Annotated in this window: 20 protein-coding genes; all 20 read right to left on the reverse strand. The window is 34.7% G+C overall.

What is annotated here, in order from left to right; all coding sequences use genetic code 11:
* Window positions 1-2: 2 nt before the first annotated feature.
* A complete protein-coding gene (locus PBV87_RS15520; protein WP_053984653.1) occupies window positions 3-830 on the reverse strand; it encodes a carbohydrate ABC transporter permease in 828 nt (275 codons plus the stop codon).
* 12 nt (window positions 831-842) lie between these two features.
* The gene (locus PBV87_RS15525) at window positions 843-1721 is read right to left on the reverse strand and encodes a carbohydrate ABC transporter permease (RefSeq protein ID WP_053984654.1); all 879 of its coding nucleotides are present in this window, start codon (window positions 1719-1721) and stop codon (window positions 843-845) included.
* A complete protein-coding gene (locus PBV87_RS15530) occupies window positions 1715-2758 on the reverse strand; it encodes an ABC transporter ATP-binding protein (protein WP_271012865.1) in 1044 nt (347 codons plus the stop codon). Before PBV87_RS15530 ends, PBV87_RS15525 begins: the two co-directional genes overlap by 7 nt.
* A gap of 373 nt (window positions 2759-3131) precedes the next feature.
* Complete coding sequence (gene rnr / locus PBV87_RS15535) at window positions 3132-5318, reverse strand: ribonuclease R (protein WP_271012866.1); 2187 nt, start codon at window positions 5316-5318, stop codon at window positions 3132-3134.
* Window positions 5319-5490: 172 nt separating this feature from the next.
* A complete protein-coding gene (locus PBV87_RS15540) occupies window positions 5491-6120 on the reverse strand; it encodes a cytidylate kinase-like family protein (protein ID WP_053984657.1) in 630 nt (209 codons plus the stop codon).
* Window positions 6121-6457: 337 nt separating this feature from the next.
* The gene (secG, locus tag PBV87_RS15545) at window positions 6458-6694 is read right to left on the reverse strand and encodes a preprotein translocase subunit SecG (RefSeq protein WP_053984658.1); all 237 of its coding nucleotides are present in this window, start codon (window positions 6692-6694) and stop codon (window positions 6458-6460) included.
* A gap of 94 nt (window positions 6695-6788) precedes the next feature.
* Window positions 6789-8483, reverse strand: a complete 1695-nt coding sequence (locus PBV87_RS15550; protein WP_271012867.1) for a M3 family oligoendopeptidase — start codon at window positions 8481-8483, stop codon at window positions 6789-6791.
* 180 nt (window positions 8484-8663) lie between these two features.
* Entirely contained in the window at window positions 8664-9983 is a 1320-nt protein-coding gene (gene eno, locus PBV87_RS15555; protein ID WP_271012868.1) for a phosphopyruvate hydratase, read from the reverse strand.
* A gap of 697 nt (window positions 9984-10680) precedes the next feature.
* Window positions 10681-12216 carry a 2,3-bisphosphoglycerate-independent phosphoglycerate mutase gene (gene gpmI / locus PBV87_RS15560; protein ID WP_271012869.1) on the reverse strand — a complete coding sequence of 512 codons (1536 nt, stop codon included), beginning with the start codon at window positions 12214-12216 and terminating at the stop codon, window positions 10681-10683.
* A 26-nt stretch (window positions 12217-12242) separates the two neighbouring features.
* Window positions 12243-12989: a triose-phosphate isomerase gene (gene tpiA, locus PBV87_RS15565; protein ID WP_053984662.1), complete on the reverse strand. Its 747-nt coding sequence runs from the start codon at window positions 12987-12989 to the stop codon at window positions 12243-12245.
* 170 nt (window positions 12990-13159) lie between these two features.
* Window positions 13160-14401: a phosphoglycerate kinase gene (locus PBV87_RS15570; RefSeq protein ID WP_271012870.1), complete on the reverse strand. Its 1242-nt coding sequence runs from the start codon at window positions 14399-14401 to the stop codon at window positions 13160-13162.
* A 128-nt stretch (window positions 14402-14529) separates the two neighbouring features.
* On the reverse strand, window positions 14530-15543 hold the full coding sequence (gap, locus tag PBV87_RS15575; protein ID WP_053984664.1) for a type I glyceraldehyde-3-phosphate dehydrogenase: 1014 nt from the start codon (window positions 15541-15543) through the stop codon (window positions 14530-14532).
* A 73-nt stretch (window positions 15544-15616) separates the two neighbouring features.
* On the reverse strand, window positions 15617-16684 hold the full coding sequence (locus PBV87_RS15580) for a sugar-binding transcriptional regulator (RefSeq protein ID WP_053984665.1): 1068 nt from the start codon (window positions 16682-16684) through the stop codon (window positions 15617-15619).
* A 227-nt stretch (window positions 16685-16911) separates the two neighbouring features.
* Complete coding sequence (locus tag PBV87_RS15585) at window positions 16912-17967, reverse strand: Gfo/Idh/MocA family protein (protein WP_271012871.1); 1056 nt, start codon at window positions 17965-17967, stop codon at window positions 16912-16914.
* Window positions 17968-18030: 63 nt separating this feature from the next.
* Complete coding sequence (locus PBV87_RS15590) at window positions 18031-18996, reverse strand: sugar phosphate isomerase/epimerase family protein (protein WP_053984667.1); 966 nt, start codon at window positions 18994-18996, stop codon at window positions 18031-18033.
* A 12-nt stretch (window positions 18997-19008) separates the two neighbouring features.
* Window positions 19009-19731: a sugar phosphate isomerase/epimerase family protein gene (locus PBV87_RS15595; protein WP_271012872.1), complete on the reverse strand. Its 723-nt coding sequence runs from the start codon at window positions 19729-19731 to the stop codon at window positions 19009-19011.
* Window positions 19732-19746: 15 nt separating this feature from the next.
* Complete coding sequence (locus tag PBV87_RS15600) at window positions 19747-20523, reverse strand: sugar phosphate isomerase/epimerase family protein (RefSeq protein WP_271012873.1); 777 nt, start codon at window positions 20521-20523, stop codon at window positions 19747-19749.
* Window positions 20524-20537: 14 nt separating this feature from the next.
* Window positions 20538-21623 carry a Gfo/Idh/MocA family protein gene (locus tag PBV87_RS15605; protein WP_271012874.1) on the reverse strand — a complete coding sequence of 362 codons (1086 nt, stop codon included), beginning with the start codon at window positions 21621-21623 and terminating at the stop codon, window positions 20538-20540.
* A gap of 24 nt (window positions 21624-21647) precedes the next feature.
* Complete coding sequence (locus PBV87_RS15610; protein ID WP_271012875.1) at window positions 21648-22637, reverse strand: LacI family DNA-binding transcriptional regulator; 990 nt, start codon at window positions 22635-22637, stop codon at window positions 21648-21650.
* Window positions 22638-22949: 312 nt separating this feature from the next.
* Window positions 22950-24641, reverse strand: coding sequence for a Na/Pi cotransporter family protein (locus PBV87_RS15615; protein WP_053984672.1), 1692 nt, complete (start codon window positions 24639-24641; stop codon window positions 22950-22952).
* Window positions 24642-24785: the final 144 nt, after the last annotated feature.

The following is a 24785-nucleotide window of genomic DNA, read 5'->3' on the forward strand; positions in this document are numbered from 1 at the left end:
TCTTATCCTTTAACCCCACCTACAGTAATACCATTCATAATTTTCTTATGAAGGAATATATACGCAATCATAACTGGTAGAGTGATAATAGTTGATGCCGCCATTAATAACTCATAACGATTACCTGCATCTGATTGGAAAGCTGTAAGACCATTTGAAAGCAGACGCATGCTCTCTTTATTTGTTACAAGAAGTGGCCATAAGAATGAGTTCCATGAGTTAATCCCTACAAGAATACAAATTGTAATGATTGAACCTTTAGCCATTGGCACCATAATTCTCCATAAGAATTTCCAATCGTTAGCCCCATCTACTTTAGCTGCAAAGTAAAGCTGTTTTGGAATCTTTAAGAAGAACTCTCTTAACATATAGATATAAAGTACGTTTGCCATGTATGGTACAACTAATGCTTGATACGTATCCATCCATTTTAACGCAGAGATTGTTTTAAAGTTAGTAATAATTAATACTTCACCCGGAATCATCATTGATGCTAAGAAAAGAGAGAATATAAGATCTCTTCCTTTGAACTCAAGATGTGAAAAGGCAAAAGCTGATAAAATTGCAATAATTACAGAACTCACAATGCTTAATGCTGTTACAATCAATGTATTGATAAAATATCTCCCAAATGGAGCCATTGTTAAAGCAACACTATAGTTTTCCCACATAAATTGTTCTGGAACAATAGTAGGTGGTGTTTGAATAACTTCAAACCCTGATTTTAGTGAGGACGCTATCATCCAATAGAATGGAAATAACGTTACAATAGCAAAGATTGTAAGTAGAAAATATTTTAATGCTACTTTGATGTTCATTTTCTTTTCCATAGCGTTCTCCTTTTAGTAATGGACTTTATTTTTTGCAATTGTTCTTTGGACAAATGTAACTGTTAAAATAATAAGCAGTAACACTACCGCTGCAGCAAATGCAAGAGGGAAGTCTTGATCCCCATAGAATCTATCAATAATATACATTACAACTGTAGATACACGACCGTTTAATGTACGTCCATTAAAGAGAACATACACTTCTGTATATACTTTAAAACCAGCAATTAAGCTAATAATATAAGTATAAAGAATAATTGGAGATACTAATGGTATAGTGATTTTTCTAAAGATTGTACTATTTGTAGCTTGGTCAATTTTAGCTGCTTGATAATACTGTGGATTAATAGATGCAATACCTGTTGTTAAAATAAGAGTATTGAATGCTAAGCTTTTCCATACAGCGAAAATAACTAAAGCTGGCATTGCCCAGTTTGGATCTGTTAACCAATTAATAGGATCGATACCAATAAATCCTAATAAGTAGTTAATAATACCATATTGACTATTAAAGAGCCATGACCATACAACCCCTATGGCTACAAGGCTTGTTACATATGGTAAAAAGTAAATACTTTGGAACATACCTTTTACTTTTTCATTCTTTAAATTTGCTAAAGCGTTAGCAAGAAGTAAAGATAATCCAACTGATAAAAGTGGTACGATTGCTGCATATATTACCGTATTAATAAGAGATTGAATAAATCTTTTATCTTTAAATAAATATCCATAACTACCAAACCCAAATACATAACCAGATGCTTTTGTTTCATCAAAGCTAAAAACGATTGCATTGATAATAGGATAAAATACAAATACACCTAAAATCACAAGGGCTGGTAATAAATAGAGATAGCCTTTATAACTTTTAGTTCCTTTATTTTTTAGCATTTTGTAATGAACTCCTCTGTTTCAGTATCAAATACATAAGCTTTTCCAACTTTAGGTCTTATTTTAAGCGTGCTACCTTCTTCAATCATAAACTCTTTATCAACAAGCATTTTAAAAGTATCACCTTTATGATTTAAAGTAAGAAGTCTTTCACGACCTAAAACTTCTACTGTTTCTACAATTGTATCAAATCCTTGTACGCTAACTTCCATATCTTCTGCTCTAAAGCCTAAGTCAACTGTTTTCTTATTTGTTGGAAGTCCGTTAAATATACAATCTTCAACTTGTGCTGAACCATCTTTAACATTAAGTCTAATAAAGTTCATAGCTGGGCTACCAATGAATGATGCAACAAATTTATTACATGGATTCATATAGATTTCTGTTGGTGTTGATACTTGTTGAATCTTACCATCTTTCATTAAGATGATTTGATCTGAAATACTCATTGCTTCTTCTTGATCATGAGTTACGAAAATTGCTGTTACGCCTGTTTCTTGTTGAATACGACGAATTTCTTGACGTGTTTCAACACGAAGTTTTGTATCTAAATTTGAAAGTGGTTCATCAAGCAAAAGATTTTCTGGTTTTTTTGCAAGCGCACGTGCAATCGCTACACGTTGTTGCTGACCACCTGAAAGTTGACCTGGTTTACGATCTAAAAGACCATCAATCTTTACAATTTTTGCTACTTCAACTACACGTTTTTCCGCTTCTGCTTTATCCCATTTTAAGTTTTTAAGAGGGAATAAGATATTCTCTCTAATTGTCATATGTGGGTAAAGCGCATAGTTTTGGAATACAAGGCCAATACCTAATTTTTCTGGTTCAAGACCTGTTACTTCACGTTCACCAAAATAAATCTTTCCACCTGCTGGTTTATGAATACCACAAATTGTGAAAAGTGTTGTAGACTTTCCACACCCTGATGGTCCAAGTAGTGAAATCAATTTACCTTTTGGAATCTGGATAGTTAAGTCGTTAATAGCAGTAAAATCTCCGAACTTTACTACTAGATTTTCTAATCTAATTCCCATTTATTCGCACCTCATTTGTTGTAATGTTGTAAAATTTATATTCAATCTACATTTGTCGACATAATTCATCTGTTAACACACGTATTTTATATTAATAGATGGTTTTCATAAAGTCAATGATTTAATGAATAATACACCAATTTATACTTCACTTTAATCTTCTTTTGACTTAGTTAAAAACTTATATGCCTTTTTTGTGACTTCCTTAATTTTAGTATTCTTACTTTTTGATATTTTCATGTTATAAAATTTAAATTTTTTATTCCAATTAAGTTTTATCTTTATATCATTTCAAATATCATTTCAAAAATAAAAACGTGCAACGCTATATATTTTGCACGTTTTTGTATTGCTTATTCATTTGAGACTATTCTTATTCCTCTACATTATTTTCTGTAAAGTCTTGTTCTTCAAAATCATCATCTGCAAATCTAAAATCAACTGTTCTTGTTAAACGATTTGTACTTAAAACTTCAACTTTTACACTATCACCAAGACGATAAACTTTCTTAGTATGTTCACCAATCCATCTATGACCTGGTTCATCATAAATATAGTAATCATCATCCATCTCACTTACATGTACAAGTCCCTCTACTGTATTAGGAAGTTCAACATAAATACCCCAAGAAGTTGTTCCTGTAATAACACCTTCAAATACTTCTCCAATAAAGCGTTCCATATATTCAGATTTTTTAAGTTTAATGGTTTCACGTTCTGCTTCTTCTGCTCTTCTTTCACGTAATGAAGCTTGTTTAGAAACTGCATCTACATGATCAAACATTCTCTTCTCTTTTTCACCTTGCATTTTACCATGTAAGTTGTACTTAATAATACGGTGAATTTGAAGGTCAGGATAACGTCTAATTGGAGATGTAAAATGACAGTAGTACTTAGCTGCTAAACCAAAGTGACCTGTACATTCTCCACTATAACGTGCTTGCTTCATAGAGCGAAGTAATAATCTACTGATGATATTTTCTTCTGGTGTCCCATCAATCATATCCAAAACTTTTTGCATATCTTTTGGATGGGTTTTATTCTGCCCCTTCATGGTGTAGCCAAAGTTATTTAAGAATTCATTAAGTGCTTCTATTTTCTCTGGATCTGGGTCATCATGAGTACGATATACAAATGGCTTTTCTTGCCAGAAGTAGTCTTCTGCAATAGTTTCGTTACAAAGTAACATGAACTCTTCGATAATACGTGTTGCTACGTTTCTATCATAAGGTTTAATATCTATTGGATGACCTTCTCTGTCTAGAATGACTTTAGTTTCTTCAAAGTCAAAGTCTACTGCACCACGTTTCATACGCTTATCACGAAGTATTGCCGCTAATTCTTCCATTGTTTCAAACATAGGTACAAAGTCTTTATATCTTGTAACTAGCTCTTCATCATGATCCATTAAGATTTTCTTTACTTGGGTATAGCTCATGCGCTCGTCAATCTTAATAACAGTTTCAGCAATTTCATGACTTTGAACATGACCATTTGCATCTACTTCCATTAAGCAACTTAAGGCTAAACGGTCTACCCCTGCATTAAGAGAACAAATACCATTACTTAATTTATGTGGAAGCATTGGTATTACACGATCTACAAGGTAAATACTTGTTCCTCTTTCTAATGCCTCTTTGTCTAATGGGGATTTTTCTTGTACATAGTGTGTAACGTCTGCAATGTGTACACCAAGTTCAAATCTACCATTGTCTAATTTACGAATTGAGATAGCATCATCTAAGTCTTTTGCATCTTCACCGTCTATTGTAACCATCGGTACATGACGAAGGTCTTTTCGTCCTTTTTTATCTCTGTCTGTAACTTCAGCTGGGATATCTTCAATTTCTTTCATGACTTCATCTGGGAACTCTGTTGGTAGATCAAATTGATAAATAACAGATAAAATATCTACTCCAGGATCATTCATATGTCCTAAGATCGACACTATTTTCCCTTCTGGATTACGTTTTTCTTCTGCCCAGTCAATGATTTCTACTAATACTTTATGACCTGTTACTGCCCCTTTAGAGTACTTTCTTGGTATAAAAATATCTCTAGCATATTTGCTTTCATCTGCAATAACAAAACCAAAGTTTTGACTTTCTTCATATCTTCCTACGATACATTGTGGCCCACGCTCAATGATCTTGATGATTTCACCCTCAACACGTTTATCACCTACTGCTGGCTTTGTAATACGGCACATAACTGTATCTTTGTGTAAGGCACCATTTACACAGCTTGCAGGAATAAAGATATCTTTTTCTTCTCCTTCAACAGTAACGAATCCGAAGCCTTTAGCATGACCCGTAAAAACACCTGTCATTAAATTTAATGTTTTTGGAACGACAAACTTACCACGTTTATTACGAATTAACTTACCTTCCTTGATAAGTTCATCTAAGATTCTTTCTAGTATTGCTCTATCCTCTTGTGATACATGAAAGAACATCATGAATTCTTTGATCTTAAGGGGTTGATATTGTGGTAACCCTATAAATTCTATTATTTTTTGTTTACGCGTTTCATAAACCGTATCATAATCTTTCTTTGCCATTATTTCACCTCTTCCATTTACTTTTAAAGCTTATTATATATTATTTTTAACATCTATACTAATTTTTATTACACTCCATTATACAATTTATTTTATTTATTATACCTTTTATTGTACAAAAAAATAAAGGGAGTGCTTTACACTCCCTATTTTGTGCCTTCTCTATTCAACTCTATTCACCAAATTTCATTTGAATATAAGTCTGAATTAATTTAACAGTATGATCAATTCCTAATTCTCCTGTATCAATGGTTAAATCATATTGGGTCGCATCATGCCATTTAAAGCCAGTATAGTTACTATAGTAATTTGAACGCTCTTTATCTACACGTTTCATTTCTTTTTCTATATTGTCAGCTTTAGTAAAATGATATACATCACGAATCATAGCCTTTTTAAATTCTTTATCTGCATGTAAAAATATAGATAGTTTTTGAGGATGATCTTCTAATACAACATTAGCACACCTTCCTATGAATACACATGAAGATTCTTTAGCCATTTTTTCTATTAAATTCACTTGAGTCACATATAAGTCATTATTGGTTAAACTGTAGAAATAACATGGCACAGCCATTCCATGATAACTTCCCATATTAATACTTGAAGTTTGCCAAATAGATGGTGCCTTTTCATCAAATCCTTTAAGATGTTCTTCCGTAACACCCATAAGTTTAGCTGCCTCTGTTAAAATTAAGCGGTCAACAAATTTCATCCCTAAAGCTTCTGCTAATTTTTCTCCTACTAGTCTACCACCACTACCAAATTCTCTATTTATTGTAATTGCAATTGGTTGTTTCATACTAAACCCCTCCACTCTATATGATTTCTCTATCATCTTTTATATTGCACAAACTTTCCCCTTTAATCTATTATATACTAAATCTACAATTTTCGCATCTTTATTAACTTATATAAAAAATTTCTTCTAATTATTTTAAACTAATAAGATCTCAAATCATATTTATTTGTCTATAGTATCCTACACCCTTGTAAAATCAGTAGAAATACTCACCACATCTATTTCAAATAAATAATAAAATATTTTTATTTCCTATAACATAAATTTGAGTAATATATTTAGCTATAAAAAAAGAGCCCCACAAGGGAGCCCTTTTATATACAACGTATTGAATATATTAGATGAGTGTTAAAGCAATTGCTAATACAACAAAGATACCTGCAGTAACCTTTGTCCAAGTCTCAAATTTGCCTTCTAAAGTATGCTTTTTATTCTTGTTCCAGTAACTCTCTTGGTTTGTTGCGAATGCTGAACCAAGACCTGCTGATTTACCTTCTTGAAGTAATACAACAACAATAATAGCAAGTGCAGCTAGCACATAAATACCTGTAAGAACCATTCTTAGAATATCCATGGTTTTGCCTCCTTCTTACCTTCATACGTTTTACGCTACTCCTATCATAGCATAGGCTTGTTTAAATTGCAATAAATGATATATCACGCTTTTCTTACAATTTACTGTCATCAATTGCCATTAAATAGCTTTCAATGTCCCCAATAACACTCTTTACACAGCCATCAGCAAATGGTGAAATTAAGCCACCTAATTCCACAATTTGTAAGAATGACATTGTTCCTCCAACCTTACAAATTTTAAGATAATCCTCCCAACCTTTTGTGCGGTCTTCATTCATCTTCTTCCAGAATTGGAGCGCACAAATTTGAGCAAGCGTATAGTCAATATAGTAAAATGGTGATGCAAAAATATGCCCTTGTTTAAACCACCAAGTACCGCGGTCTAAAATATCACATCCTGTATAATCTTTATGTGGTAAATATTGCTTTTCTAATTTGCGCCATACTGCTTTACGTTCATCTGGTGTCATTTCTGGATTCTCATAAATGATATGTTGGAATTCATCTACTACTACACCATATGGTATAAATTTCACAGCACTACTTAAATGTTCATATTTGTATTTATCTACATCTTTACCAAAGAAGTTTTCCATCCATGGCCATGTGATAAATTCCATACTCATTGAGTGAATTTCACAGCTCTCATAAGTTGGGAAGAATAGCCCTGGCACATCAATCCAACGAGAGTTATATACTTGGAATGCATGCCCAGCTTCATGGGTAAGTACATCTACATCTCCTGATGTTCCATTGAAGTTAGAGAAGATAAATGGCGCTTTATAAGAAGAAATAAGTGTACAGTATCCACCTGCTTGTTTTCCTGGTTTTGTTTCTAAATCAAGAAGTTCATTTGTTGTCATGAATTCAAAGAATTCTTTTGTTTCAGGAGAAAGCTCACTATACATTTTCTTACCATTTTCTAAAATGAAATGTGCATCTCCTTGTGGTGTTGCATTTCCTGTTTCAAATACGAAGTCTATGTCGTAATAGCTAAGCTTAGCTAGTCCTAGCCTTTTTGCTTGTTTTTCGTATAATTTATTGGCTACAGGTACAATCTCCTCTAAAACTTGCTTTCTGAAGGTTTTAACCATATCTTGATTATAGTCTGTACGGTTCATCATATGATAACCATATTCTACGTAGTTTTTAAAGCCAAGTTTTTTAGCTTTTTGGTCGCGTACTTTAACAAGCTTATCAAAAAGTGTATCAAAACGTTCTTCATTTTCTTCAAAGAATTTATAACAAGCTTCACTTGCATGTCTACGAGTCTCTCTATCTTTTGCAATCATAAATGGACGCATACCTGATAAGTTGTATGTTCCACCTTCAAATTCAATAGCTGCTGATGCAATAAGTTTATTATACTCTGTCACTAATTTATTCTCTTCCTGCATTTCTTGTAATATAGCATTAGAGAATGTTTTTTCACTATTTTCCATTATATCAAAGTATTGTTTACTGAATGCTTCTTCTAATTCTTTTCTATAAGGAGAATGTAAAAGTACTTTTTCTAGTTCTTGTAATTGTTCAATGTAGAGAGGCATATATTCATCCCAATATTCACTCTCTCCTTCATAAAATTCATCTTTTGTATTTATAGAATGACGAATCGTTGCTAAATCACTACTTGTATACATTTCATTAATATAGCGATGAGCATTTTTAATTTTAATAATCTGCTCTTCGCTACTTGTAGCATTTTTTACCTCTTCAATCATTACTTTTAATTGTGCTTTAAAAGCCTCGAAATCTGGTCTTTCATATTTAAACTCTGAAAACTTCATGATTGCACTCCTCTTTTGTGTTTAATTGTTTATAATTTTATTATAGTTGAATTTATAACCCACCACAACCATCAAAAAAAATAAGCCTAAAAGTATTGTTACTTTTAGGCTTACTTACTATTCGTCGCATTTTAAATCATAAACTTATAAAACTAAGTCTTCGTCTTAAGAGTGTCAGTGTTATCTAGTGAGATTAAAGAAAGAACGAAGACCTCTATATTCTGCTACTTCATCTAGTTCTTCTTCAATACGAAGAAGTTGATTGTATTTTGCAGTACGGTCAGAACGTGCTGGCGCACCAGTCTTAATTTGACCTGCATTTACAGCTACTACGATATCTGCAATTGTAGAATCCTCTGATTCTCCAGAACGATGTGATACAACTGCTGTATAGCCTGCACGGTTTGCCATTTCAATAGCATTAAAGGTTTCGGTAAGTGTACCGATTTGATTAACTTTAATAAGAATAGAGTTGCCCACTTTCTTTTGAATACCTTTTTCAAGGATTTTAGTGTTGGTTACGAATAAGTCGTCCCCTACAAGCTGTATACGGTTTCCTAGACGTTCACTAAGAAGTGCCCAGCCATCCCAGTCTTTTTCACCTAACCCATCTTCAATAGAGATAATAGGGAATTGGTTTACAAGGTTTTCATAGTAATCTACCATTTCTTCAGATGTACGAACAATTTCTGTTCCTTTCATCTTGCTTTCGCCTTTGAAATAGTATTTACCGTCTGCATCATTATAAAGTTCAGATGCAGCACCATCCATAGCAATACGTACTTCTTCACCTGGTTTATAACCAGCTTCTGAAATTGCTTCTACAATAAGAGTGAGGACTTCTTCTGAAGTTGCAAGGTCAGGTGCGAAACCACCTTCATCACCTACACCTGTAGCTAAACCTTTATCATTAAGTACTTTTTTAAGTGTGTGATATATCTCAGCACACATACGAAGTGCTTCTTTAAAGGAAGTTGCCCCTACAGGCATAATCATAAATTCTTGAAGGTCAACTGTATTGTCTGCGTGTTCGCCACCATTTAAGATGTTCATCATAGGTACAGGTAACACTTTTGCATTAACCCCACCTAGGTATTGATAAAGAGGCATGCTTTGTGCTTTTGCAGCTGCTTTTGCCACTGCCATAGAAACACCTAGTATAGCATTTGCACCTAATTTACTCTTGTTTGGTGTACCATCTAAGTCTATCATTACTTTATCTATTGCAGCTTGATCAAGGGCATTCATACCTATAACTTCTTCTGCAATGATGTCGTTAACATTCTTAACAGCTTGTTGCACACCTTTACCTAAATATCTAGATTTATCTCCATCACGAAGCTCAATGGCTTCTAGTTCTCCTGTAGAAGCTCCAGAAGGTACGATGGCGCGCCCAACGTAATCTCCTTCTACAACAACTTCTACCTCAACTGTTGGATTTGCTCTAGAATCTAGTACTTCTCTTGCAAATACATCTAAAATCTCAATGTAACCTTTCATATGCATATGACTCCTTTCGGCCTACATGAATTCTCGAGAATTATTGTTTCCTCTTTTCATGTAAATCATACGAAATCTTTTCTTGCATTATGCAAAATTACATTTTTTCTTCTCACTATTAAACTTTATCCGCCCATAAAGTTTAATCTTATTTACCTTTTAATATGGATTACTATGAACCTTATTCATCTAAAAGTCACTATACTTATCCAAGTAATCTTATCAAGATATTACCTCTTCGCCAATGTTTGGGGCCATACTCCCTCTCACTCTTAAAGATTAAGCATCTAGATAGACTTACATACACCTTTATGCTATTTACGCATTCTTTGTACATACTACTAGCTACATTTATGTACTACTCGTTTCAAGCAGTTCAAATTGGGTTCATATTTTGTAAATTTCGAGTCAATTCCAGACTCCTCTTTTTCATTAGAGTCTTTAATTACTTAAAGCCTCCAATAAGTTTAAGAGGTTTGTTAGTTATTTAAGATTTCACACCTTCTCTAATCAGTTTTTAATCTTTAAATTCTTTAAGAGATAAGTGCAGTTAGGTATGTGCTAGAAGATACTTTATCCGGAACACACCTATGTAACTTTTAGTAAGAATTTCATCAAATAAGAATTCTCTAAAAGTGGAATGAAGTGTGTGGAAGAAGAAGTAATTTCTAGTACTCCTTCTTAGTCCACTCCTTCATTATTTAACGAGTAAAGACTCACCATTCATTTCTGCTGGTTGTTCCATACCCATCATTTCAAGTAATGTTGGTGCGATATCAGCAAGCTTACCGCCTTCTTTAAGTGTCACACCTTCTTTGTAGTTTACAAGTACAAATGGTACTGGGTTAGTAGTATGTGCTGTGAAAGCTCCATGAGTTTCATAGTCTTCCATTTGTTCTGCATTACCATGGTCAGCACAGATAAATGCATAACCATTTGTTTCTTCAATAGCACGAATTACATCGCCTACTGCTTTATCTACAGCTTCGATTGCACGAATTGCTGCAGCCATATCCCCTGTATGACCAACCATATCTGGGTTAGCAAAGTTACAGATAATCATATCGTATTTATGTGAACGAATGGCATCTTCTAATTTAGTAGATACTTCAAATACACTCATTTCTGGTTGAAGGTCGTAAGTTGCAACTTTTGGAGAAGCTACTAATACGCGGTCTTCATTTTCATATGGTTCTTCTACACCGCCGTTGAAGAAGAATGTAACGTGAGCATACTTTTCTGTTTCAGCAATACGAAGTTGTGATTTACCTTGGTTTGCAAGATATTCACCAAATGTATTAGTAAGTGTTTGTGGTGTAAACGCTACTTCTTTATTTGGAATAGTGATATCGTATTGTGTGAAAGTTACAAAGTGAGTTTTCACTCTATTTCTTTCGAATCCTTTAAATTCATCATCACAGAATGCACGAGTCATTTCACGCGCACGGTCAGGACGGAAGTTGAAGAAAATTACTGAATCGCCTTCTTCTACTTTTGCTACTGGAGCACCATCTTTTGTGATTACTGTTGGAAGCACGAATTCGTCGTTTACTTCTTTAGCATAAGAATCAGCAATAGCACCTACTGCATCAGTGGCTACTTCACCTTTACCGTTAACGATTGCATCGTATGCTTTTTCAACACGATCCCATCTATTGTCACGGTCCATAGCATAGTAACGACCAGATACTGTAGCAATTTCACCTACACCGATTTCTTCCATTTTTGCTACAAGTGAAGCTGTAAAGTCTTTACCTGAAGCTGGAGGTGTATCACGACCATCTAAGAATACATGTACGTATACTTTTGAAAGACCAAACTTTTTAGCCATTTCTAAAAGACCATAAAGATGATTAATATGGCTGTGTACCCCACCATCTGATAAAAGTCCAAATAAGTGAAGGGCTTTATCATTGTTTTTTGCATTTTCCATAGCACCTGCTAAAGCTTTGTTTTCGAAGAAATCTCCGTCTGCAATTGCTTTAGTGATACGTGTAAGTTCTTGATATACGATACGTCCAGCGCCCATGTTAAGGTGACCTACTTCTGAGTTACCCATTTGTCCATCTGGAAGACCTACTGCCATACCACTTGCGTAGCCTGGTACTGTAGGATATTTTGCCATAATCGCATCAATATTTGGTTTATTAGCATTTGCAATCGCATTGCCTTCTTTTAAGTCATTAAGTCCAAATCCATCAAGGATAAGGAGTAAAGTTGTTTGTTTATCCATGTTAAATCTCCTTCTAAGAGAGAGTCTTATTTGTAGTTAACGATTGAAGCGAATTCTGGTTTAAGACTTGCTCCACCTACTAAACCACCATCGATGTTACCCATGTTGAATAACTCGTTAGCGTTACCACCGTTTACAGAACCGCCGTATTGTACACGTACTTCGTCTGCAACTTCTTGGCTGTATACTTCTGCAATTACTTGTCTGATTGCTGCACATACTTCTTCTGCTTGAGCTGAAGTAGCTGTCATACCTGTTCCGATAGCCCAGATTGGTTCGTATGCAATAACAACTTTTTTAGCATCTTCTGCTGTTACATCTTTAAGAGCAATTTTTGTTTGAAGACGAACTAAGTCAATTGTTACACCTTGTTGTCTATCTTCTAAACTTTCACCAACACATACAACTGGTACTAAGCCATGTTCTAAAGCTTTTAATGTTTTTTTGTTAACTGTTTGATCAGTTTCAGCGAAGTATTGTCTTCTTTCTGAGTGACCAATTACAACATATTTAACACCAAGTTCTACTAACATGCTTGGAGCGATTTCGCCTGTGTAAGCACCGTTTTCTTCGAAGTGCATGTTTTGAGCACCTACTTGAATATTTGTACCTTTTACAGCTTCAAGTACAGCTGGAAGGCATACGAATGGAGGACATACTACTACATCTACTTCATTTGTGTTAATTTCATTTTTAAGTGAATCAATAAGTTCTACAGCTTTAGCTGGAGTCATGTTCATTTTCCAGTTACCAGCAACGATTTTTTTACGCATAAGTAATCTCCTTTTTAGGTACTATGTGACCTTTATTTTTTATTAGGAAAGTAAAAATTTTCTATTTACGAATATAGGCGACGAATACTCTAGCCCCAAATGGAGGTAGAGTACTCGTATACCCATTAAACTATTAATTAATAATTTAATTTTATTGAATTAAACCGGGATTAGTGACATCCACAGTTGCATCCGCAACCTTTGTTATCAGCTGCAGCAACACCTGGAAGTTCTTTACCTTCTAAGAACTCTAATGATGCACCACCACCTGTTGAAATGTGGCTCATTTTATCTGCGAAACCAAGACGTTTAACAGCATTTACAGAGTCTCCTCCACCAACTACTGTTGTAGCATCTTCAAGGTTAGCTACTGCATCACATACTGCAAGAGTACCTGCTGCGAAGTTTTCGAATTCGAATACACCCATTGGTCCATTCCATACAACTGTTTTAGCACCAGCTAAAGCATCTTTGTAAAGTTCGATTGTTTTTGGTCCGATATCAAATCCTGACCAACCAGCTTCGATTGTTTCTACTACAGCTTTTTCTGTATCATTAGAGAATTCTTTACCTACTAAGTGGTCAACTGGAAGAAGGAGTTTAACACCTTTTTCTTCAGCTTTTTTTACCATTTCTAAAGCGTAATCCATTTTATCTTCTTCTAATAATGAGTTACCAACTTCTTGTCCTTGAGCTTTAAGGAATGTATAAGCCATACCACCACCGATAATAAGTGTATCAACTTTTTCAAGAAGGTTGTTGATAACAGCAATTTTATCAGAAACTTTAGCTCCACCAAGGATAGCAACGAATGGACAAACTGGGTTTTCTACAGCTTCGCCTAAGAATTTGATTTCTTTTTGCATTAAGTAACCAACTACATTTTCTTTACAACATTTTGTTACACCAACGTTTGAACAGTGTGCACGGTGAGCTGTACCGAAAGCATCGTTTACGAATACTTCGTTATCGCAAAGAGCAGCTAATTCTTCTGCATATTTAACAGCAGCTTCATCTTTACCATATTTTGTTTCTTCTGCTCTGTAACGTGTGTTTTGAAGTAATAATACTTCGCCATCTTTAAGTTCAGCAGCAACTTTTTGTGTTTCTGGTCCTGTAACAACAGCATCATCAACAAATTTAACTTCAACGCCTAATCTTTCTGTAAGAGCAGCTGCAACTGGAGCTAATGAAAGTTCTGGTTTAGCTTCTCCTTTTGGTTTACCAAGGTGTGAGCAAAGGATAACTTTTGCGCCTTGTTCTAATAATTTTTTGATTGTTGGAAGTGCACCGTCGATACGGTTGTAGTTTTGGATAACACCATCTTTTAAAGGTACGTTAAAATCACAACGTACTAATACTTTTTTGCCTTGAAGACCTTGAAGATCATCAACTGTTTTTTTGTTTAGCATTTGTATTGCTCCTTTCAATTTCTACTTTATTTTTGTATTTGAATTTAATTTTAAATCTAACAAAAAAGGGGCCGGTCCTATAATCCAACTACAAGACCGGACCCTTTTAGGATCTTGTTTACAATAAATTATTTGCTAAGTTCAGCAAAGTATTTGATTGTTCTAACCATGTTGCTTGTGTATGAGTTTTCGTTGTCATACCAAGAAACAACTTTAACTAAAGTTTTGTCGCCAAGTTCAGTTACTTTTGTTTGTGTAGCATCGAATAATGAACCGTATGTGCAACCAATGATATCTGTTGATACTAATTCTTCTTCTGTGTAACCGAATGATGGTGTAGCAGCAGCTTTCATTGCAGCATTAACTTCTGCAGCTGTTACTTTACCGTCTACTACAGCAACTAATTCTGTTAAAGAACCTGTTGGAACTGGTACACGTTGTGCAGCACCGTCTAATTTACCAGCTAATTCTGGGATAACAAGACCGATAGCTTTAGCAGCACCTGTTGAGTTAGGAACGATGTTGCAAGCAGCAGCACGTGCTCTTCTTAAGTCACCTTTAGCGTGAGGACCGTCAAGTGTCATTTGATCACCTGTCCAAGCATGGATAGTTGTCATGAAACCTTTTTCGATTGCAGCTAATTTGTTTAATGTGTCAGCCATTGGAGCTAAACAGTTTGTTGTACATGAAGCAGCTGAGATGATTGTGTCATCTGCTGTTAAGATGTTTTCGTTTACGCCGAATACAACTGTTGGAAGGTCATTACCAGCTGGAGCTGAGATAACAACTTTTTTAGCACCTGCATCGATATGTGCTTGAGATTTAGCTTTTGATACGTAGAATCCTGTACATTCAAGAACTACGTCTACACCGATTTCTCCCCATGGAAGATCTGCAGCGTTTCTTTCAGCGTAGATTTTAATTTCTTTACCATCTACTACGATTGAATCTTCTTTAGCTTCTACTGTTTCAGCTTTAGCGTATCTACCTTGAGCTGAGTCATATTTTAATAAGTGTGCTAACATTTTAGGATTTGTTAAGTCGTTGATTGCTACTACTTCATATCCTTCAGCACCAAACATTTGTCTAAATGCAAGACGTCCGATACGTCCAAAACCGTTAATTGCTACTTTTACAGCCATTGATACATCCTCCTTAAGATAACTATGAGTAATAATTTTTATATGCAAACCGCTTCTATTAGTATAAACCTAATTAGCGAATTGATACCTCTATCATTTTTTTTGCAGCACCTTCATCGATTACAAGATAACTTTCTTTAAGCAAATCTTGTGTTGCCATAAGAGCAATCCCCTTTGAAGTGCCACCTGCTAGTACTATTCTAGTTTGGATACGTTTAACCATTTCTAAATCCAAACCAATGTTGCTTGCACTATAGATTACATGACCATCTTGATCAAAGTAGTATCTAAAGGCCTCCGCAACAGCACTATGTTCTTCAAGTAATGCTATGACCTCTTTTGACTCATTTCGCCTATAGGCCATTTTCATCGCATCACCCAAACCCAATATAATCATATCTGATTTTGCCATTTTTTGCAATATTTTTTGGATATGAGGTTCTTGTTTAATTGTTTCTATAGAATTTGCACTTAAATTGTCTGGTATATTGAAAACTTCATACTTTCCATTAATTTTTTTTGCAAATTCCGCCGCTAATATATTAGCTTGGTACTCCATACGCTTTCCGATACTTCCACGTGCTGGAATAATTGTTGTATAGGTAGGGCCTTTTTGTTTAACTGGCATAAGTTCTATCATTTTTGCAATAGTACTTCCACCTGTTATTGCTACAACATCATCTTCACCTAATAAGCTTAAAACCAAATTACTTCCAGCTTTTCCAAGCTGCCACTTAACGCGTTCATCATCATCCACATCCCCTGGTACTATAGTAACCTTTTTCGCTCCAGTTAATGCTTCTATCTCGCCTTCTAATGTTGTGAATGTATTAAGTGCTTGCAATGGCTCATATAACTCATCTAACAACATCTTTCCAGTTGTTGTCACTACCATTCCTGTATGCGCTATATCTATTAGCCCTTGTTTATTAAGTAGGTCTGTTGCTGCACGTATGGTTCGTTCTGAATATGTAGTAAGTCCTGCAAGAAGTCTACGCCCGATAGGCTCATTCTCTAAGATCGTTTGTAAAATCCTATATCTGATTTTAAAATCTTGCATACCTTCGGGGATCATGAGTTCTAGTCTTAACATGGTATCTTTCATTTTATCACCTTGTGGGACTTTTTTTGCCCCGTTCATTTATTTTGTTCCCACTCCATTATTCTACCATTTTTAAAGGATTTTTCAAGGCTTTATTAAAAATTTAACAATTTTTTTATATGAATCTCTAAATATTAATATTACCTTAAAACAAATAAGCACTTTACCTACAAAATCATTGTGTACAAAACAAAACCAGAGTATGTAGTTAAATTTTACATTCTCTGGTTTTGTCTTATGGTTTTAAAATACCATTTTATTCTATTTTAGATATTACAACTTACACTTGCTTTTTTTGCATGTGATTCAAAAATTGCATCAATTACTTTCATTGCACGTAAACATTCTTCTGGTTTTACAATAAGTTTCTCTTTACCATCTAGTACACCTACAATATTTTTGTAGTAGTCAGTCCAATCAGAAGTTACTTCTGGAAGGGGAAGATTTATTGTGGTTTCACTAGGTCTTGGTGCCATAGTACGTGTTGGACCTGCTTCTGTATATACAATAGCATCTGCCCATTCCATCTTTTCTTCTGTATTAAGTTTTACAATCTGTCCATTACAGCTCCAATCACTGATAACAGCTGTTCCTTCTTCCCCAATTACATGCCATCTTGATTGATTAATAAAGCAGTTTGTTGCTACTTCTATAAGCGCTGATACACCATTTGCAAACTTTAGCATCACTTTTAAGTTATCATCTACTTCTTCTGAATAGATAGAGTGTAAATCTGAATATACATCCACTACAGATGCATCAATCATACAAAGAAGTTGATCAACTAAATGTACACCCCAGTCAAGAAGCATACCGCCTCCATTAATTTTATAGGCACGCCACCCATGCATTGCTTGCCTTGAGCCTTGTACACGATTTTCTATCATACAAGGTTTTCCAATAATATTCTCTTCTACAATTTTTTTAATGATGACATAATCTTTATCCCATCTTCTATTTTGATGTACTGAGAAAAGTTTACCTGTTTCTTTTTGTACTTCTATAATTTCTTCTAACTCCTGCGCATTCATTGTAACTGGTTTTTCACAAACTACATTTTTTCCATGACGCATACATGTAATTGCAATATCTTTGTGTACATCATTCGGTGTAGCAATTGTAACAATATCTACTTCTTTATCATTTACAAGTTCTTCTAAAGAGCTATAACACTTAAGACCTAATTCTTTAATATGTGGATGCACTTCTTCCCTGATATCATATGCTCCTATAACCTCTATATCATCGATGCGTTTTGTTACATTTTCATAGTGCCATCCACCCATACCACCAAGTCCAACAATCGCTAATTTATATCCCATTTCATTCCCTCATCTCTATTTCAGATTTTATCTCTATCTGCTTATTTGATGACTACCTTCTATTTACGCCCACCACATATCGCCCACAGGCTCAGTTGTGATAATTTCTTTCAAGAAATCTGCTGCTTTTGTAAGTCCTTCATTTTGGCTCATAAGCCCATCTTCGTGCTCTATACTTATGGCATAATCATAGCCTACTAATCGTAGTGCTGAAATAATATCTTTCCAGGCTGCATCATCATGTCCATAACCTACACTTCTAAATACCCAAGAACGCTCACCTATATTGCCGTAGTGACCTGTATCTAGTACCCCATTTTTAGCTGTATTATATGGATCAATCTTAGTATCTTTTGCATGGAAATGGAAAATAGATTCTTTAAGTTCACGAATTACGAGACATGGATCCATGCCTTGCCAGAACAGGTGACTTGGATCAAGATTCGCACCAATTTCTGGCCCAACTGCCGCACGTAATTTAAGTAATGAACTTGTATTGTAAACTGCAAATCCTGGATGGAGTTCTAATGCAATTTGGTTCACACCATGTTCTTTAGCAAATGCCACTGTCTCTTTCCAATAAGGAATAAGGACTTCATTCCACTGATAATCAAGGACAGCTAGGAAATCCTCTGGCCAAGGACATGTTACCCAGTTTGGATATTTTGCCCCTGGGTGATCTCCAGGGCATCCTGAGAAGGTATTAATTTGATGAATTCCTAACTTTTCTGCAAGCAGGATAGTCTTTTTAATAGCTTCATCAAAAGCTGTAGCAATTTCTTTTTGTGGATGTACAGGATTACCATGACAGCTTAGTGCACTAATTTCCATATCATACTTTGCAATGAGCCCTTTAAATGTATCTAACGCTGCATCATCATTTAAGAGAAGATCTGGATTGGCATGGCTATTTCCTGGGTAACCACCACATCCTATCTCTACCATTTGAATTCCTTTTGACTTAAAATACGCTAATGATTCTTCTAAACTTCTATCACTTAGTAAAGTTGTAAATACACCTAGTTTCATATGCTTCCCCCTTTATTTGTTTTGAAGATATACCATACTTCTTTCAATGTCTTCTAATCCATTTGGATAAGGATTGTCATTTTCTACAATAATCCACTCAAGTCCTAATTCTTCCACTGTTTCTAACACTTGGGCAACTGGCGCTTTTCCTTCCCCTAAAGCATTAAGTCCTTCATCTGTACCATCTTTAACATGTACAAAAGGAATATGCTTTTCATGCTTTAACATATAATCTCTTGGATTAACGCCTCCACGATAAACCCAAAATGTATCTACTTCCAGCCCTAGCTCTCCATCACACACTTCCACTAACTTATCAAGTAAAAAGTTATCATCTAATATTTTTAGTTCATGATCATGATTATGGTAAAGAAGTTCCATCCCCTCAGCTTTTACTTTGGGAATAAGTGTTTTCAAACGCAAACCTATCTCTTGCAAAGATTCTTTATCTTTTAGTTCTGACCAAGGGCACACTAAGTAGCGATTCCCTATTGTCTTATTATAACGAATAACTTCATCAAATTGATTTTCTAATGCCTCTAGAGGTGTGTGGCTAGCAACTGCAGTTAGTCCTAAACGTTCTAAGTGGCCTTTCATTTTCTCTGCTGGTATATCAAAAAATCCTGCAAATTCTACCCCTTTGTAACCAAGTTCTGCAACTTTTTCTAATGTACCAACTGGATTCTCCTTCATTTCTTCTCTTACGGTATAAAGCTGTACGGCGATTTTATACATTTTTCTATCACCTTTCTATAGCATGATATTTCTTATATATTTAATCGTAAAATCTATTCCCTTTTGCCCTAGTTCTCCATGCCAATTACTTGAGTGTGGTTCAATACTTAAATTACCATCATAACCTTTTGCATAAAGTACTGCCATAAAAGAACCCCAATCTGTCTGATCAAGTCCTGCTGGTGGATCATCAAAACGTTTTCCATCTATTATAAGTGCCCCTTTAATATGTACATGTGCAAAACGTTCTCCCCATTTTTTTGCTTCAGATAAATAATCCCCTCCATCGTAAATACAGTGTGAAGTATCATATTTAATCCATAAATCCTTTAAGTGTCCATGAATTATTGTCCAGGCTGGATCTGAGTGTATGAAGTTATTCCATCTACAATTGTAAGTAGCAATTTTAACACCGTACTTTTTACCATGTTCAATGAGCTTTTCAAAGTAACTAATAGCAAGTGTACAGTTTTCATAATAAGATAAACTTTCAACATAATTACATCCTGTAATATAAATATCACAGCCTAGCTTTTGGGTTGCCTCAATCAAGCTATACTCTATTTGAAGCTCTTCCTCTTTGATTCCTTCAGCTGTAATTTTATCTTCACCCCAACGTCCTACACTTCCAATGGGCATTTCATAAGCTTGGCTATAACCTTTAAGTTCTTCAATTCCTGCCAAAAATGCTTCATGGCGCTCGTTTACACAAATTTCAATGAACTCTAATTTTCTTTCTTTTGCACGCTTAAATTCTTCTTCATTAATCCACCCAATGATTCCCAGTCTCATAGTTCACCTCTACATTAATTTTCAAAGAATACAGGTTTTCCTGTTTTTCCTGATTCATAAATAGCTTCTAAAATCTGTGTTACCACTAAAGCTTCTTCTGGCTTTACAACAACCTCTGTATCATTAATAACTGCTTCTATCCAAAGTCTTGCTTCTAACTCTTGTGGAGATTCTGCATCACCATCATAGAAGTCTACACCACCTACACCAAGCCCTGGTTTTTCTACATATTGTTTGTTGTATTTAACGCCATTAATACGAAGACCATCCTTCATATCTGCACCTGCCTTAGTTCCACAAAGTGTCGTTTGTGCTTCCCCTACATCGAGTGTATTAAGTGCCCAGCTTGACTCTAGTACAATTGTTGCGCCATTTTCCATTTTGATAAAGCCAAATGCTGAGTCTTCAACTGTATACTCGTTAACATCCCAGTCCCCCCATGCATTAGCTGTTTCTGTTTGATCACTTAACTTCTTAAATACACTCCCTACTACCATCTGTGGCTTGTAGTTGTTCATCATCCATAATGTTAAGTCTAAAGCATGTGTCCCGATGTCAATAAGTGGTCCTCCACCTTGTTCCTCTTCATTTAAAAATACACCCCAAGTTGGTACTGCACGACGTCTTAACGCATGAGCTTTAGCATAATATACTTCTCCTAATACCTCATCCTCACATGTACGTTTAAGATATAAACTATCTTCACGATATCTATTTTGATAACCAATGGTCAATTTCTTCCCTGTACGCTGAGCAGCCTCTACCATTGCTTTTGCTTCTTCCGTTGTTTTAGCCATAGGTTTTTCACACATAACATGTTTGCCCGCCTCTAATGCATCAATAGTGATGAAGGAATGTGAACGATTAGGTGTACATACATGGATAACCTGTATAGATTCATCTTTTAAAAGTTCTTTATAATCTACATAGCATTTTGCATCTGGTGTTCCAAACTTCTCACAAGCTTTTTTAGCTCTCTTCTCAATAATGTCACAGAATGCTACCATTTCTACATTTTCTAATTTTGCTAAAGATGGCATATGCTTTTGTGTTCCAATACCACCACATCCAATAATTCCAACTTTTACTACTTTATCCATAACCCTATCTCCTTTTTAAATAGATTATTTAGTTGATTGTCTAATCATTAATTCATGTGGTAAAAATATAGTTTCATTAGCACTGTCTATATTCTGGATTTTATTTAGCAATAATTTTGCTGCTTTTTTTCCCATTTCTAGACGTGGCTGACTGATGGTTGTTATTGTAGGCTCATAGAACTTCGAAATGAAGGTATTATCAAATCCTATAACATCTATGTCTACCCCTACTTTTTTCCCACATTCTTTTAATCCTCTAATAACACCTATCGCTAGACTATCTGAAATCGTAAATATAGCTGTAGGTGGGGTCTTTCTTGTTAACAATGCTTTTGCAGCCTCTGTACCGCATTGTGGTGTATAGTCTGTGTAGTAAATAAGTTCTTCGTTCACTGGTAATTGATATTGTGTAAGTGCCTCCTTAAAGCCTTCTTCCCTTAATTTTGAAGACGTATATACTTTTTTACTGGTTATAAGCCCAATATGTTTATGTCCTAGTTCAATAAGGTACTTAGTTGCATCAAATGCCGCTTGCTTATTATCAATACTTACCAAACTAAGCTTGGCACCTTCTACATACTCGCTACACTGAACAATAGGATATACTTTTCCAAGCCTTGTTAAAGTAGACTTTGCAATTTGAGGTGTAAAGAAAATAATGCCATCCACTAACTTATTTTCAAGTAGTTGAATATGATTCATCTCTATATTCACATCCAAATCCGTAATACCTATCATTACATTGTATCCCTTCAAAGTTGCTTCCTCACGAATTCCTTTAATAATAGCTGAATAGAACTGATTCGAAATCGTTGGAAGGAGTACCAGGATATTATGGGTAGAAGAACGTCTTAGATTTCTCCCTAGTAAATTGGGGGAATAGCCCAGTTCATCAATTGCTCTTTCAACTACTTCCTTCGTTTCTGCTCTTACTTTAGGATCATTATTAAGCACTCTAGATACTGTCGCTACAGAAACCTTCGCATGCTGTGCAACATCTTTAATGGTCGCCATGCTTTCCCTCCTTTCACAAATTGGATAATGTAATCCGTTACATCTTTGATTTAATTATAAGTTTTATTTAATATAATTCAATACATTAATTAATAAAATTATTTTTTTGTTTAAATTATATATTTTTACATTATTTTTTGTTCACCATATACAATGCTCTTGTAATTAAAATCATAACTATCACTTAAAATTTTTTTTAATTTTGTAGAAATAAAATAAGAGCAAAAAGGTACAAGATTGACTTGTACCTTTTTGCTCTTATTTAACATAAATTTAGTTTTAATTTATTATTAATTTAGTATTCTTATATTATTATTTAGAAATCATTGGTTCACTTGATACATAAATTTTCTTCTCATCAAGTACCGCATTCCCAACATTAGAAGCATGGTCAGAGATACGCTCTAAGTTACTAATTGCATCTAAGAATACGACACCTGCCATAGAACTACATTTATTATCTGCAAGACGTTTAATATGTCTTGTTCTTAATTCTTCTTCTAATTTATCAACTTGTTGCTCAATTGGCTGTACTTCTTTTGCAATAGAACGATCATCAAATTCACAAGCTTGAAGTGCTGTATCAAAGCATTTAATTGCTAAACCAGAAATAGCTTTTAATTCTTTTATAGCTGTTTCTGAGAATTCTACTTCATCTCTTATTCGAATTTGTGCAAGTTCTGCTAAGTTTTCTGCATGATCACCTACACGTTCAATATCGCTTACTGTATGGAATAAGCTATTAACAATACCATGTTCATTTTCAGAAATTGGTAAGTTAGAAAGTTTAATTAAATAGTGGTTAATACCATGTTGTAATTGATTAATAACTTTTTCACGTTTAAATACGTCTTGTATTTTAACTTCATCTTTATCAAAGATTGCTTCCATACCAATTTTTGCATTATGACTTGCCATTTCTCCCATACGTACAACTTCTTTAATAGCATTTTGTACTGCAAAAGATGGTGTTTCAAGAATACGTTCATCTAAATGTTTAAGTTCGCTTTCGTTATCCTCATCTTCTTTACCTGGAACAAGTTTTTCTGCAACTTTTACAAGTAAACCTGCAAATGGGAATAATAATAGCGTATTTAATACGTTAAAGATACTATGTACCACACTAATCTTCGTTGGGTCAATAAGTGATGTACCAAATGCAGCAAGTTTTGGCATAAGTCCACCAAATGCTATAATTGCTATCACGGCGAATACAACAGAACCAATTACGTTGAAAAGTAAATGGATAACAGCTGCACGTTTACCATTTTTACTAGCACCAATACTAGAAAGCATAGCTGTTACTGTTGTACCAATATTTTGACCTAAAATAATATAAATCGCAGTATTCCATGGTACAAGACCACTTAATGCTAATGTTTGTAAAATACCTACAGAAGCAGATGAACTTTGAATAACTGCTGTTACAATCGTTCCGACTAAAATACCTAAGAAAGGATTTGCGCCTAAGCTTACAAATAGTTGTTTAACAGATTCTAGTTGACTGATTGGTTTCACTGCATCTCCCATAAGGTCAAGCCCTAAGAAAAGTGCACCAAAGCCAAAAACAATTTGGCCAACTTGTTTTACTTTTTGTTTCTTACAGAATAAAACCATAATAACGCCTATACCAATACAAAGTGGCGCTATTGTAGCCGGTTTTAAAAATGATACCCAGTCTCCTAAAGATACAATCCATGCTGTTACTGTTGTACCAATATTGGCACCCATGATAACCCCTACAGCTTGTTTTAAAGACATAAGACCTGCATTAACAAAACCTACAACCATAACTGTGGTTGCTGACGAACTTTGGATAATAGCTGTTACACCTGCACCTACAGCAACCCCTAAAAACGGATTACTTGTTAATGCACTAAGAAGATTCTTCATCTTACTACCAGCTGCTTTTTGAAGCCCTTCTCCCATGTAGTCCATCCCAAACATAAAAAGACCAAAACCACCAAGAAATGCTAAAGCTATCTGAAATACATTAATATCCATCGGTATCCTCCCATGTTGTTTTCATACAGGGACATTCTAACACGATATATTTTGACGTACAACAATTAGATTTATACTTCTCATTATTTTGTACAATTTATCCTATATATCTATTATTTCATCTTAAAATCTAGTCTATGTGTT

This window comes from Holtiella tumoricola (assembly GCF_027857615.1).
Classification (GTDB): Bacteria; Bacillota; Clostridia; order Lachnospirales; family Cellulosilyticaceae; genus Holtiella; species Holtiella tumoricola.

Bases quoted from the DNA above. Each gene is read 5' to 3' on its own strand.
- PBV87_RS15615 (WP_053984672.1), bottom strand. From the start codon at position 24,641: ATGGATATTAATGTATTTCAGATAGCTTTAGCATTTCTTGGTGGTTTT.
- secG (WP_053984658.1), bottom strand. From the start codon at position 6,694: ATGGATATTCTAAGAATGGTTCTTACAGGTATTTATGTGCTAGCTGCA.
- PBV87_RS15570 (WP_271012870.1), bottom strand. From the start codon at position 14,401: ATGCTAAACAAAAAAACAGTTGATGATCTTCAAGGTCTTCAAGGCAAA.
- PBV87_RS15540 (WP_053984657.1), bottom strand. From the start codon at position 6,120: ATGAAACAACCAATTGCAATTACAATAAATAGAGAATTTGGTAGTGGT.
- tpiA (WP_053984662.1), bottom strand. From the start codon at position 12,989: ATGCGTAAAAAAATCGTTGCTGGTAACTGGAAAATGAACATGACTCCA.
- PBV87_RS15590 (WP_053984667.1), bottom strand. From the start codon at position 18,996: ATGAAACTAGGTGTATTTACAACTTTACTAAGTGATAGAAGTTTAGAA.
- PBV87_RS15520 (WP_053984653.1), bottom strand. From the start codon at position 830: ATGGAAAAGAAAATGAACATCAAAGTAGCATTAAAATATTTTCTACTT.
- PBV87_RS15610 (WP_271012875.1), bottom strand. From the start codon at position 22,637: ATGGCGACCATTAAAGATGTTGCACAGCATGCGAAGGTTTCTGTAGCG.
- gap (WP_053984664.1), bottom strand. From the start codon at position 15,543: ATGGCTGTAAAAGTAGCAATTAACGGTTTTGGACGTATCGGACGTCTT.
- gpmI (WP_271012869.1), bottom strand. From the start codon at position 12,216: ATGGATAAACAAACAACTTTACTCCTTATCCTTGATGGATTTGGACTT.
- PBV87_RS15600 (WP_271012873.1), bottom strand. From the start codon at position 20,523: ATGAGACTGGGAATCATTGGGTGGATTAATGAAGAAGAATTTAAGCGT.
- PBV87_RS15605 (WP_271012874.1), bottom strand. From the start codon at position 21,623: ATGGATAAAGTAGTAAAAGTTGGAATTATTGGATGTGGTGGTATTGGA.
- PBV87_RS15530 (WP_271012865.1), bottom strand. From the start codon at position 2,758: ATGGGAATTAGATTAGAAAATCTAGTAGTAAAGTTCGGAGATTTTACT.
- PBV87_RS15585 (WP_271012871.1), bottom strand. From the start codon at position 17,967: ATGGGATATAAATTAGCGATTGTTGGACTTGGTGGTATGGGTGGATGG.
- eno (WP_271012868.1), bottom strand. From the start codon at position 9,983: ATGAAAGGTTACATTGAGATTTTAGATGTATTTGCAAGAGAAGTACTA.
- rnr (WP_271012866.1), bottom strand. From the start codon at position 5,318: ATGGCAAAGAAAGATTATGATACGGTTTATGAAACGCGTAAACAAAAA.
- PBV87_RS15580 (WP_053984665.1), bottom strand. From the start codon at position 16,684: ATGAACGGGGCAAAAAAAGTCCCACAAGGTGATAAAATGAAAGATACC.
- PBV87_RS15550 (WP_271012867.1), bottom strand. From the start codon at position 8,483: ATGAAGTTTTCAGAGTTTAAATATGAAAGACCAGATTTCGAGGCTTTT.
- PBV87_RS15595 (WP_271012872.1), bottom strand. From the start codon at position 19,731: ATGTATAAAATCGCCGTACAGCTTTATACCGTAAGAGAAGAAATGAAG.
- PBV87_RS15525 (WP_053984654.1), bottom strand. From the start codon at position 1,721: ATGCTAAAAAATAAAGGAACTAAAAGTTATAAAGGCTATCTCTATTTA.